The organism is Maribacter thermophilus (assembly GCF_001020565.1).
GTDB lineage: Bacteria > Bacteroidota > Bacteroidia > Flavobacteriales > Flavobacteriaceae > Maribacter > Maribacter thermophilus.
Window position 1 is genome coordinate 3,869,143 of sequence record NZ_LDAS01000001.1, and the last position, 14,043, is coordinate 3,883,185.

The 14,043-nt window shown below is 37.5% G+C and carries 8 protein-coding genes; all 8 read left to right on the plus strand.

All coding sequences use genetic code 11. The features are described from left to right. Positions 1 to 25 precede the first annotated feature (25 nt). The 8 genes from AB657_RS16790 (at position 26) to AB657_RS16825 (ending at position 14,002) form a co-directional block, all read left to right on the plus strand. The gene (locus AB657_RS16790; RefSeq protein WP_198146916.1) at positions 26 to 778 is read left to right on the plus strand and encodes an SDR family NAD(P)-dependent oxidoreductase; all 753 of its coding nucleotides are present in this window, start codon (positions 26 to 28) and stop codon (positions 776 to 778) included. 12 nt (positions 779 to 790) lie between these two features. Then, positions 791 to 1,543 (plus strand): SDR family NAD(P)-dependent oxidoreductase, encoded by a 753-nt coding sequence (locus AB657_RS16795; protein ID WP_047247555.1) that lies wholly within the window; start codon positions 791 to 793, stop codon positions 1,541 to 1,543. 30 nt (positions 1,544 to 1,573) lie between these two features. Continuing rightward, positions 1,574 to 2,557, plus strand: coding sequence for a glycoside hydrolase family protein (locus AB657_RS16800; RefSeq protein ID WP_047247556.1), 984 nt, complete (start codon positions 1,574 to 1,576; stop codon positions 2,555 to 2,557). Between the two features lie 250 nt (positions 2,558 to 2,807). Continuing rightward, positions 2,808 to 5,990 (plus strand): SusC/RagA family TonB-linked outer membrane protein, encoded by a 3,183-nt coding sequence (locus tag AB657_RS16805; protein WP_052958739.1) that lies wholly within the window; start codon positions 2,808 to 2,810, stop codon positions 5,988 to 5,990. Between the two features lie 17 nt (positions 5,991 to 6,007). After that, a complete protein-coding gene (locus AB657_RS16810) occupies positions 6,008 to 7,645 on the plus strand; it encodes a RagB/SusD family nutrient uptake outer membrane protein (protein ID WP_047247557.1) in 1,638 nt (545 codons plus the stop codon). Between the two features lie 94 nt (positions 7,646 to 7,739). Then, positions 7,740 to 10,055 carry a hypothetical protein gene (locus tag AB657_RS16815; RefSeq protein ID WP_047247558.1) on the plus strand — a complete coding sequence of 772 codons (2,316 nt, stop codon included), beginning with the start codon at positions 7,740 to 7,742 and terminating at the stop codon, positions 10,053 to 10,055. Positions 10,056 to 10,223: 168 nt separating this feature from the next. Continuing rightward, positions 10,224 to 12,398, plus strand: a complete 2,175-nt coding sequence (locus tag AB657_RS16820; protein ID WP_157491799.1) for an alpha-galactosidase — start codon at positions 10,224 to 10,226, stop codon at positions 12,396 to 12,398. 11 nt (positions 12,399 to 12,409) lie between these two features. After that, the gene (locus tag AB657_RS16825; protein WP_047247559.1) at positions 12,410 to 14,002 is read left to right on the plus strand and encodes a sulfatase family protein; all 1,593 of its coding nucleotides are present in this window, start codon (positions 12,410 to 12,412) and stop codon (positions 14,000 to 14,002) included. Positions 14,003 to 14,043: the final 41 nt, after the last annotated feature.

Sequence of the window (14,043 nt, forward strand, 5' to 3'; positions counted from 1 at the left end):
TTATTTAAGAAAATAGAAAGGGATTATGAATAGATTTCAAAATCAAGTGGTTGTTATTTCTGGAGGGGCGGACGGATTGGGTTATGGTATTGCAGAAAGGGTGGCATCTGAAGGAGGTAGTGTTGCATTGTTTGATATAAACGAAGAAGTTTTGGAGAAGGCAGTGGAAGTCCTACATGGTAAAGGTTATAAGGCCGAAGGTTTTAAAGTGGATGTTTCATCTGAGAATGATGTTAAAAAGGCTATTGAGGCAGTTGAGTTAAAATACGGCAAAATAGATGCTATGGTAAATTCTGCTGGGATAGTAGGCCCTACCAGTACCAGTATTGTTGATTATGGGTTGGAAGATTATGATAATATATATAGAATTAATCTTAGAGGAGCATTTCTTATGACCAAGTATAGTATTATGGTTATGAAAAAAAATGGGTATGGTCGTATTTTGTTGATATCTTCCATTGCAGGTAAAGAAGGTAATCCATTTATGTCCGGATATTCATCTATGAAGGCGGGGGTTATTGGCTTGGTTAAAGGTGTGGGTAAAGAATATGCCCAATCGGGTATAACTGTAAATGGTTTGGCTCCGGCTGTGATTAAAACCAGCATGAACGAAAATACCTCACCAGACCAATTGGCTTACATGACATCGAAAATACCAATGGGGCGTTTGGGTACTGTAGAAGAAGTGGCTTCTATCGTATCTTTTATTATTTCAAAGGAATCAAGTTTTAATACCGGAGCCATCTTTGATATTTCTGGAGGGCGAGCTAGTTATTGATAATTCATAGATATGCGAAAAAAAATAGTAGTCTTAGGGGGTTCTTCTGGTATTGGCAAAGCTACCGCAAAACGATACGCTGAAGAAGGATGGCAGGTTATGGTTACCGGACGGAGTACAGGTAAGTGTACTGATGTGGTTGAGAGTTTGGATGGAGACGGGCATATTGGGGTTGGTGTTGATGTAAGTGATGATGAGTCCATAAGGAAATTCGGAATTTTTGTACGCGATACTTTCGGGGAGATCGATGCTTATGTAAACAGTGTAGGCATATCACAAAATGTAAGCATTTTTGAAGATGATATGGAAAGGTGGGATAAGTCGTTGCAGACCATGCTTTATGGTTCTGTTAAAATTGCCAGGATTCTTGTGCCTTTAATGAAGAATGGAGGTAGAATAGTCCATATTACATCGATTCATTATGAGAGAGTGGCGCTGGGCAGTTCTTCTTATGGAATGGCAAAAGCTGCAATTACTCAATTCACACGTTCGTTGGCCGTAGAATTGGCCGATCGGGAAATATTGGCAAATACCATAGCACCTGGGTTTATTGAGACTCCAATGTCAATCAAAGAAAATGGTGAAAATGAGTTGTATTCGGGTTGGTTTAGGGAGAATTATGTAAAGAATGATCATTTACCGTTAAAACGAGCAGGGCGACCAGATGAAGTTTCTGGTGTAGTTTGGTTCTTGACTAGTCCGGATGCAAGTTATATTACCGGTTCTGTAATTACCGTTGATGGCGGTTTAACAATAACTTTCTAGCTGTAAAGAACAATTGTAAATCATATACCAATGAATAAGTTGAAAATATATTTGACCATTGCTGTTATGCTGTTATTTTGTCCGTTTCTTGTGCTCTATGCACAAAGTGCGGATACTTCTGATGATTACTTCTTATTCGGCTATTTCTATGGTTATGAAAGACAAAATGAAGGACTCCACTTAGCCGTTAGTGAAGACGGTTTGCATTGGGTTCCTGTGAAAAATGATTCTTCTATTTTTCACCCAGGCTTTGGTACTTTTTTTCGGGATCCAATGTTTAAAAGAGATCCTAAAAATCCCGATTTGATCCATATGGTTTGGTCTACGGGAAACAATGATAGTTTTGGAATATCATCTACTTATGATTTTTTAAACTGGTCGGATACAAGAGAGGTTCATATCAATAAGGATGTGCCAGGGGTACATAATACGTGGGCCCCAGAATTGTTCTGGGATGAGGATACACAACAATGGATGGTTTATTGGGGGTCTTCAATTCAAGGGAGGTTTGTGGAAACAAGTAAATTATCGCCTAATCCCAGAGCCAATAATAGAATGTATTATTCCTTATCAAATGATTTGGAGAACTGGTCGCAACCTGTTTTGTTGCAAGATTTTGGGTTTCCTTCTGTAGACTGTTACATCTATAGGTTACCGGATAATCATCCAAAAGGAAAATATATAGAATTTGTTAAACATATAGTACATCCCGGAAAATTGGCCACTATTAGGGAGGCGTATTCCTATGGATTGACAGGTCCTTATAACTTGACAGATAATTATATAACTAGTAAATATAAATTCTCGGAAGGTCCTAATCTTATAAAGATCGGGGGCTACTATTACTTGTATGTGGATTTAAGCCGAGAACATAGAATGGCCGTATTTCGTACCAAGGAAATTGGTATGGGAGAATGGGAAGATCTTACCGATACCGCCTCCTTTCCTGACGAGGCAAAACATGGAAGTGTAATTCGTATAAGTAAGGATCTATATGACAAATTAAATAAGTAATAGGGATATTCATATCGTTAGTAAATTCTGCTTTACATACTGAAAATTTCAATGTTGTACAGAATCGACACAGATCCCTCCTATGACTTTTTTAAAACGTTTTTTTCAAATTTTTAAAATATCACATAAAAAATTGTTTATATAATATTTATGTTGTTAAAAAAATAGGATATATAAAAATATAGTGTTTTATTTACACGTGTTAAATTTACACTTCTTAAAATTTAGACATTACTAAAAACCAACTATTATGACTAAAAACTGTAACTTTTTAAAAAAAGGTTTAGGGTTCCCGAGAAAAGTTTGGGGGCTGTTCTTAATCTGTATTTTGTTTTTTCTGCAAAGTTATGGGCAGACGGGACAAAGTATTGAAGGAGTTGTGAAGGACTCAAATGGCACCCCTTTACCAGGGGTGAATGTTCTTGAGAAAGGCACGCTAAATGGTGTGGTAACTGATTTTGACGGTTATTACAAAATTAATATATCTGAATCGGACGTACTTCTTTTTTCTTTTATAGGGTTTAAGACCAAAGAATTGAATATCAAAGGGAAAACGGTTGTCGATGTTTTGCTGGAAGAGGATTTTTCAACCTTGGACGAAGTGGTTGTGATTGGTTATGGTACTTCGAAAAAGTCTGACTTAACGGGGTCGGTTACCAGTTTAAAATCCGATGATATAGTGCAGTCTAAATCTATTTCTTTTCTAGGGGCAATTCAAGGTAAAATGGCAGGGGTGCAAGTAAAGCAGTCGTCTGGTGAGCCTGGAGCTGGTATAGACATAAAAATACGTGGAGCCAATTCGGTTAGCGCAAGTTCTAATCCTTTGTATGTAATAGACGGAGTTCAAATTGATATTAATGAGGATGAAGTAGCTAATTCTTCTGTTGGTAATTCAACTTCAATGAATCCTTTAGCAACTTTGAATCCAGCTGATATTGAATCTATCGAGGTTTTAAAAGATGCTTCTGCTACGGCCATATATGGATCTAGGGGGGCAAATGGTGTTGTTTTGGTTACTACCAAAAGCGGAGGAAACAATAAGGCGAGTTTTACCTACAATACGTATAGCAGTTTTTCGCAAGCAACAAAAGAATTGGATATTTTAAATGGTGAGGATTATTTGGAATATAGAAAGTCTCTAGGTAACACTAACGATTTTTTATTTTTTGAGGATACGGACAATGATGGTATTCCTGATTCCGATAGGGATTTATCTAACATACCTATGTTTAATTGGCAAGATGAGGCTCTTAGGACCGCATTTTCCCAATCTCACCATATTTCGGCATCAGGTGGTAACGAGAACACCAGTTTTTCTGCAAGTGCTGGTTATTTGAATCAAGATGGGATTGTTGTAAACAATAATTATGAAAGGTTAAATTCCAGGGTAAGGATAGATCATAAGTTTTCCAAGAAGTTTAAAGCCGGGTTTAATATATCGTCCAGCTATTCAATGCAATCTGGGGTTACCAGTACTGGAGGGTCATCAAATTTTAATGGTGTTTTACAATCAATCGTAATAGCCAAACCTGTAGATTATTATGATCCAGATGATCCTGAAGATGGGCAGTTTGGAAAGTTTATTTCACCTATGGCCTTACTTACCGAAGCGGAGAAAAATGTTTCTCTGTTTCAAACCATAGCAAGTTCTTATCTACAGTATAATTTTAATGACAACTTAAGTTTTAAGTTAAGCGGAGGAGGTAATATTTCCGATTCCAAAGGAAAGGAATTTTACGGAAAAGATACTCGTTGGGGAGTCAATGATAATGGGTTGGGAGTTTTACAAGACCGTAAGACGATGTCTTATTTTACAACATCACAATTAAATTATAGGTTAAAACTCACTAATAAACATGTCTTTAATTTTATGTTGGCCGCAGAAACCAATCACTATAATTTTGAAAGTTTTGGATTGGAAGTGACCAATTTTGAAGATGAATCTACCGGAATTAACGATATTGGTAAATCTGGCGGATACAAAACATTGAGTTCAAACCGATATTCTACGAATAGATTGTCTTATTTGGGGCGGGTAAATTATAATTTACTGGGCAAATATTTATTTACTACAAGTATAAGGACAGATGGTTCGGATAAATTTGGCTCCGGTAATAAGTATGGTGTCTTCCCTTCCGTGGCGTTTGCTTGGAGGGTAAGCAAAGAGAATTTTTTAAAGGAAAGTGAAACGATAAATAACCTTAAACTAAGGCTTAGTTATGGTGTGACCGGTAATGAGCGTATACCCGCTTATTTATATTTGTCTAGTTTGGGCAATACCCGGTATGCTACAGATGGGGACTTGGATTTGGGGCTGGCGCCATCTAGGCGTGCCAATCCAGACTTAAAATGGGAAACGACCACTCAATATAATGCTGGGCTGGACATAGGTCTTTTTAATAATAGAATAAGTCTGGGGGCCGATGTTTATCACAAGAGAACAGAGGATTTGTTGCTACTTTCCCCCGTGTCTTCTCAAACAGGATATTTTGAAGAATATACAAATATAGGAGTTGTAGATAACAATGGTGTCGAATTATCCCTAAACACCGTTAATGTTGATAGACCTAATTTTACATGGCAAACCAGTATAAATGTCGCCGCCAATAAAAATGAGGTTAAGGATCTAGGTGCTGTTGACTTTATACCGGTTACTATAGGTGGCGGATATATTACCAATGTAGGAAGGGTTGAAGAAGGTGAATCCATTGGCAACATTTATGGTTTTGAATGGGATGGAGTCTATCAGATCGATGATTTTACATGGCAAGACGGTAGCGATTCTAGTATACCGTTCGATGAAAGGGTTTTTCAGTTGAAAGACGGGGTGGTTCAAAACTCATCCGCGTCTGTTCTACCAGGTGACTTTAAATTCAAGGATTTGAACGGAGATGGGGTTGTGGACGATGAAAACGATAGAAAAAGTCTTGGTAATAGTTATCCTGATATTTTTGGGGGAATCACGAATTCTTTTAAAGTAGGAAACTTTGACTTTAGCTTCTTTTTAGAATTTCAGTATGGAAATGAAATTTTCAACGAGTTTAAATATCGGTTAGAAGGTTTTGGTGCGAATAATATCCTTCAAGATTATTATGATGATCGGTGGACGCCAGAAAATCCATCAAATGAACATGGTTCATTGTCTCAACAAAATTCTACGGCTAGACTGTCGTCGAGTTACTATGTTGAGGATGGCTCTTATGTGAGGTTGGCAAACACTTCTTTAGGATACAATCTACCTCAAAAATTCATTACCGATACGGGTATCAAATCATTAAGGATTTATGTTAGTGGGACAAACCTAAAAACGTGGACCAAATATTCTGGTTTTGATCCCGATGTTAGTTTCAACAATCCTCTCTTAACAGGTTTTGATAGAGTAACCTATCCAAGATCCAAGACTATAACGCTTGGTCTTAATATTACTTTTTAACTAAAAAAACTAAAAAAATGAAAAATATAATAGCTTTTGTTCTTTTATTGGGGTTATGCAGTTCTTGTGAGGAAGATTTCTTGGAAACAGCTCCATATTCTTTCTCCTCTCCAGAAAATTTTTATTCCAATGAAGTGGAAATAGAGTTGGCAATTACCGCAGGTTATTCGGTAATAAACGATGGTTCGGTAATGGGGAACGGTAATTACGATACTTTTGGTAGGGGTCTTTTGTTTATGCTCAATGGTGGTACGGATGAATCGATTACGAAGGAAGGGTTTGGGAATACGGATTATGCACCATGGGGGTTGGCGTCGTTCAATAGTACAAATAAATTTTTAAAATATAATTGGTTTTATTGGTATGCCGGTATAAATAGGTTAAACCTATTGTTGGAGAATTTGGACGGGGCGGAAATGGAAGATGAGGCCAGACGGGAAACAGTTAGGGCGGAGGCTCGTTTTTTACGTGGTCTTTATCACATGTACTTAGCTAAAATGTTCGGGGCTATTCCTACATATACCGAATCTCAGGCGGATCCAGAAAAGGCGAGGCAACCGTTAAATGAGGTGTATGAACTGATAATTGAGGATCTTAAGTATGCATATGAAAATTTAGACCATAGGTCTTCTAAAACCGGACGTGCCAATAAATGGACAGCAGGTGGGTTTCTTGCAGAATTATACTGTTATCTTGGAAGTTGCAAAAAATTTGGAGTGGGTAATGATTTGGCTTTTCCGTTAAATAGTTTTGATTGGGTGGATGAAGATGATATGTATGCGAAGGCCCTAGTAGTGGCATCCGATGTTGTTGATAACAGTGGTTATCGTTTAATTGATCAATACGATTATCTTTTTAGGGCTACCACTTCTTCATATCAACGAGAAGAATGTTTGTTTATGGCCGAGGGAAGTGACGATATTTCCAATCAAAGAATTAATATTTGGGTAAATAATTTGCTACCTCAAGGAAACCGAGATTTAGTAGGTGGAGGGTATGGATGGTTAAGACCTACCGGAGAATTTTATTATAAATATACTGATGGGGATTTTAGACGTGACCACAATCTGGTTGGGGTAATACCAAACAATGCGGATTATGAAGAAATAGACGGAATAAGATATTTTATTCCTAATTCCATCAGTCAGCTCGCAGAGCCCACAGAGTTCAATTCCTATACCCAAGGAAAGTTCAGGGTCCAAGACCCAAAACAAAAAACCGTTGTAAACTATGGGACCGAAGGTAATTTTCCTTTGCTAAGATTTGCCAATATCTTACTGCTGAAAGCGGAGGCACAGTATTTTACGGGTAATGAAGTGGAAGCGAGAAATACAATTTCCATTGTCAGAAACAGGGCCCTGGAGGATGGGTATACTGTGGCAACCCTTAATAACGCTTATTATAAAGAAGATTTTGTTGAAGAGCTTCTTGATGAAAGATCTCGCGAATTGGCTTTTGAGTGTCAACGAAGATTTGATTTAATGCGTTTTAACAAGTTTGACGAGGCTATCAATGGTCTGGATGTTAGTAATGGTAGATGGAATTCAGTCGTTGCAGAATTAAAATCCAATTGGGTCTCCCATAAAATATGGTTCCCATTGCCCTTGGAACAAACAGAGATCAATCCAAACTTAGAACAAAACCCTGGTTATTAGGGGAGGGTTCTGCCATTATAGGTGGTGGGGAGATTGTTAAGTTAAGGTGTAACAATTTGAGTTTATCCTAAAGCTGGAAGTTAATTATTTGTAAATGAGATTTATAACGGTCAAAAGAGATATAAGGTTTGGAGGGCTATGTTTGCCTGTTCTATTTCTTCTAATAGGATGTTCTATTACTACGTCTAAGTCTATAACACCAAAAAAGAATCATGGTTCTTGGGAACCAATAGAAAAGACAGACGTCATATTTCAAAGAAATGAAGACCTTAAAATAGTTGGTGATAACTTAAGGGGAATAGGGTTGAAAAATATACGGAAAGATCTGTTAAAGGCCTACTGGTTTATGATACGGCAAAAAACGAACACTTCTGATCTTTTGAAAATTGAGAATCTGCCAGATAGTAAAATTGAAGAAATACAGCAAATAGTTAATACGGTCAATCTACATTCGGATGTAACTTTGACTGATAAAAGGATTTTGGGGAACGAATATCCCAAAGGCTTTTTTTTTAGGACTCCCGATCATGTAAATATGAGTTATGAAGACTGGGAAAAGGAAAATGGACGGTTAGGAGGTGTTTTTGTAAAGGCGATGGCGGAAGAAATATCGACAAAAGATGTTTCGAGAACTTTAACCTATTTAAATCGCTTTGCTGTTGAAAATCCTGAGCAGTTAGTAGTATTACATTTTAATGGAAGGTCTAGGGACCCTAATTGGAATACTTCCAAATATTCGGCGGGTCATTGGCTATATAATCCCGGCTGTTTTCTGGAACAGGGTATTTCTTCCAACGATACCATTTTAAAAGTGTCAGACACCTCCGTTTTTAGACTAAATATTGGTTTAAGAAATGCGAAAAAGAAAGACGACATTGTTTTGGTGCCAATAGATAAGAATGGGGAAAAGATTTGGGAAAGGGCCGAGCAGGTAACCTTAGTAGGGATTGGAGATGGTTACATAAAGGTGGCTAGGGGCCAATATGGAACAAAGCCTTTAAGTTTTGAAAAGGGGAAAACGTATGTTGCCCCACATGCTACAAGTGGTCCATGGGGCTCTCCCAAAGACAATAATTTATTATGGTATTATAACCTTTCTTCAACTTGTCCTAAAGATTTGGATGGTAAACAATGTGCAGATATACTGGTCGAGGAAATTGGATTCTGGTTTGAAAATGATGGTATCGCTTTTGCTTTGGACGGAATCCAATTTGATATATCACCTTGGACATTAAAAAAGGTGACAAGTGGAAAACGAAAAGTAGATCTTGATTTGGATGGTATAGCAGATGACGGTTATCTAGATGGAAAGAATGTTTTTGGTATGGGGGTGTATAGTTTTTATAAAAATCTTAGAAAAACTTTAGGAAATACAAAACTTATTTTGGGCGATGGAGGTGTAGATTATTCGATGAGAGCTATTGGTGTTGCAAATGGTATGGAAGCTGAGGGATTTTGCCAGCCAAATAATTCATTTAGAGAATTTTCAAAACCTCTTAGTTTGTTCAGATATTGGAACAAATACGCTATAACACCTTCTTTTTCATATATAACTAATAAAGATAAAAATGGCAGTGAAAAGGATCAAAAAGATAGAGAAAGAATGGTTTTGGCAGCTGCCCAATGTTTAGGGGTTTCTTTCAATTCGGTTATAGGAACACCGTCTGATAGCGGGTTTAAGAGAGGAATTGTGGACGAGTTGGTCAAGGGCGAGGAAAATGAAGAGTATTGGCTGGGCAAACCATTAGGGCCGACAATTTATGACGGAGCTAGTTTGAATAAAAAAAATGTTCTGGACTTTAAGGGGGTAAAGATCAATTCTGTGGATTGCCAATTCAAAATAAAAAACAATGAACTCATAGTGTTTTCCCACGCTAATGTTGCGGATAAGAACATGAAAGTGGTATTAAAAGATGTAAACTTTTCAAAAGGAGATGTGGTTATCGATTTTAAAGCAAAATCTAAAGAACCACTTGTTGGTTTTGAATCTTTGGTTCCTAGGCAGTTAGTGGTCAGTACCGATGCCATGATAAACAAAGATGATACGGCGCCTTCAATTCTTAATTACATAAATTCTGTGGACGAACTAGCATGTAGTTTCTACTTTAGGGAAGTGGGGCAAAGAGGGGATCTTGAAATAGAAATAGAAGGTGGGGGTGAGGTTGTTATTAAGGATTTTAAGATCACTAATAGGCAGTTGGCAATGGCACGTGAATTTGAAAATGGTGTAGTATTGGTAAATGCATCACTGAAACCTTACACATTTGATCTTGTCAAATTATTTCCAGGATCTAGGTTTAAAAGGCTTAAGGGGACCAAACTTCAGAATATTGATATAAATAATGGGGAAGAAGTGGATAGAACCGTTACAACAGAAGGTTTGAGTGGTTTGTTTTTAATTAAAATTTGAATCATAAAATTAATAAAGAACAATAAAGCAAAAGCATTTGTCTCATATATAATGATTGATATAAGCATATTGTCATCAACATAATTGTCATGATGAGTGTACTGGCTTTTCATGATGTTCTATGTGATAATGAGTTGCGAATAGATGAATAATTAAAAAAAATGTATTGTGAATATACTTAGATTGTTATTGGTTTTTTTGGTTTTTGGATGTAATGTTTTCTCACAAGAAAACTCTTTCGACATGGAAGTTGAAGGTCTCAAAATTAAATTTGAGGTAGATTCTGATAACCGTTTAAAAGAAAGGTTGTTACTGCCCTCTGAATATAACGGAGATATTGTGCTTCCCGCTACTGATAAAGAAACGGATTTGAGCGTTTCTTTTCATGTAACGGGGGAGAATAGAGACTCCCACCATGGGGCAAAACTAACAGGGGGACTACCGGGGTTAAGACTGGACTATGTAAGTGTGGAGGAAGTTAGTAGGCCATGGGGGAAATTATACACGGTATATCAGAAAGATCAAAAACTTGGTTTGGAGGTATTTACCTACTACGAATTTTACAGAGGTACCAATACCTGTAGAAGATATACAAAAGTAAAGAACGTATCTAAAAAGAGTATTGGTGTTAATCACCTTAGTTCGGCCATGATCAACAATATTGGTAATTTGGGACAAGGGAGTATAGAAGAAAAGTTACTTGTGCATTGGGCCAACAATGGTTGGAAAACAGAAGCACAATGGCATAGTGAACTTCCTTCGGAAGCAGGTTGGGGGCCTAATGGAACTTTTCAACTTTCTGGAATTTTTCACACTAATATCGGTTCAATGTCAACTGTAAAGGAGTTGCCCATGGCTATGATAGAGAATAAAGCTGTTGGGTTAACTTGGTTTTGGCAAATAGAACATAATGGGTCTTGGCACTGGGAGTTCTCGAATGTTAGGTCTGGTGCAAAAACACCTACAGGGGAAAACCCTACATATGTTTATATAGGAGGCCCTGATGAAGAGCATCATCAAGCATGGAAATCTCTAGGTGCGGGGGAGGAATATGTCACGGTACCCGTAGCTATAGGATGTGTAGAAGGAGGTTTTGATGAAGCTATAGAAGCTTTAACAAAATATAGGAGAGTAGCTTGTATTTCGCCTAATAAGGATAATCAGGAATGTCCAGTTATTTTTAACGACTATATGAATTGTCTTTTTGGAGACCCTACAACCGAAAAAGAATTACCATTGATCAAGGCTGCTTCCGAGGCAGGTTGTGAATATTACGTGATCGATGCTGGTTGGTATGCGGAAATGAACGAAAAATGGTGGGATGCCGTAGGTCTTTGGAGACCGGGAAACAGTAGGTTTCCAGGGGGGATAGAAAGGCTGTTGGATAGTATCCGCTCTAATGATATGATACCTGGTCTATGGTTGGAAATCGAGAGGGTGGGGATACGGTCTCCTCTTAAAAAGAAGCCGGATAGTTGGTTTTTTATGCGCCACGGCAAGCGAGTCATAGATAATGGTAGCTATATGCTGGATTTTAGAAGTTCTAATGTTATAGAGCATGCAGATGAAGTTATAGATAGGGTGGTAGACCAATATGGTGCTGGTTATGTAAAGATGGATTATAATGTTAACTCCCTAATGGGGACCGAGACAAATGCCAGTAGTATGGGGCAAGGTTTGTTAAAGCATCAAAGGGCGTATAGAAATTGGATGGAAAATGTTTATGATAGACACCAAGATTTGGTAATTGAAAATTGTGGAAGTGGAGGAATGCGAATGGACTATGCCATGCTTTCCATGAACCAATTACAATCTTCTAGTGATCAAACGGATTACAAGAAAAACCCTGCTATCGTTGTGGGTGCTATGGCCGCTGTATTACCAGAACAATTGGCGGTATGGTCATATCCTATGAAGGACGGAAATAAATATGAGGCCTCTTTTAATATGGTCAATGCCATGCTAGGGCGAATTCATCAAAGTGGTCATTTGGCAGAATTACCGGAAGAGAGTTTTAAACAGGTAAAAACGGGTATTGAAATTTATAAAGATGAATTAGCGGGTATTATACCAAAATCTATTCCTTTTTTTCCTTTTGGAATGCCTAAAATATCGGATGATGCATCACCTATAGCTTTAGGGTTGAAAAGTGAGGATGCAGATTATTATGCTGTATGGAGGTTGTCAGGAAAAGAAGTTGTTCAATTGGAAATGAAAAACATTGGCGAAGCGGAAGTTTTATACCCTAAAGATTTGGGAATAAGTTTAGAACAAGGAGCGGGTAAGTTTACGGTATCCTTTCCGCAACAATATATGGCAACAATAATCAAAGTTAAGAAATAAGATATAAGTTTATGAAAATTAGATATTTAATCTCTGTCCCTGTTTGGGTGTTATTATTTGTTAATTGTAATAGGTTCTCGAAAACCGAAGAGAAAGCCGAAGAGAAAGCCCCTAATATTTTGTTTGTACTTGCCGATGATGCGTCTTTTTTACATATGGGAAAGCATAGCCCAGATTGGGTAACCACACCTGCATTTGACAAAATAGTTGAACAAGGAGTGTATTTCGAAAATGCGTATACACCGAATGCAAAGTGTGCTCCTTCTAGAGCCGCTGTATTGACCGGTAGAAATTCATGGCAATTGGAAGAGGCGGCAAACCATATGGCATACTTTCCTACTAAATTCAAATCTTTTCCAGAAGTGCTTTATGAAAATGGCTATCATGTAGGTTATACAGGAAAAGGGTATCTGCCCGGGGTAGCTTATGATGAAAAAGGGGAAAAAAGAGAACTACTGGTAAAATCGTACAACAAGTTTAAAAAGGATGCGCCAACCTCAGAAATAAGTGATAATGATTACCCTAAGAATTTTGAAACGTTTTTGGAAAAAAGAAAGGAAGATCAACCTTTTTTCTTTTGGTATGGTGGCTGGGAACCACATCGGAGTTACGAGTTTGGTTCGGGACTAAAAAATGGGAAAAAATTGTCTGAAGTAAAAGAGGTTTTCGATTTTTGGCCTAAAACCGATTCGGTTAAAACTGATATTTTAGATTATGCATTTGAGTTAGAGTATTTTGATTCTCAACTAGAAAAAATGTTAGATCTTCTTGAAGAGAAAAATCTTATTGAAAATACGATTATTGTGGTAACCTCGGACAACGGAATGCCTTTTCCTAGAATAAAAGGTCAAACCTATGAGCTCTCCAATCATTTGCCGTTAGCTATTATGTGGCCAAAAAAGATAAAAAACAAAGGAAGGACGGTAAAAGATTTTGTGAACTTTATTGATTTTGCGCCGACATTTCTTGAGTTTGCCGGGATTTCGGAAAAGGAATCAGGTATGGAAGTTATCGAAGGAACAAGTTTGTCGGATGTATTGTTTTCTGAGGAATCTGGACGCATTACAACATATCGAGACCATGTATTAATCGGGAAAGAACGTCACGACATTGGTCGTCCGAATAATGAAGGTTATCCAATGAGGGGGATTATAGTTGGTGATTACTTATATCTAAAGAATTTCGAGGTTGATAGGTGGCCGGCCGGTAACCCAGAAACAGGATACCTAAATTGTGATGGAGGGCCAACTAAAACGGCAATATTGGATAGTAAAGGAGACGGGAAAAATGTTTTTTGGGAGTTGAGTTTTGGAAAAAGACCGCCCGAAGAGCTTTATAATATAAAGACAGACCCACAGTGCCTAAATAATTTAGCCGGAAAGGAAGATTTTGTGAGTTTAAAAGAGGATCTGTACCAACAAATGGAGGATAAACTAAAAGCTCAAAATGATCCAAGAATACTTGGTAAGGGAGAAATTTTTGATGGATATCCTATTTATCCAGCAAAGTTCATGAACTACTATGAAAAGTACATGAACGGAGAAGATACACCAAAACTTAATTGGGTTAATAAATCTGATTTTAGGCCCGAAGATGCCGATTAAGAATTTCAATTCAAAAGATTTAAATAAAAACGTACAGATTA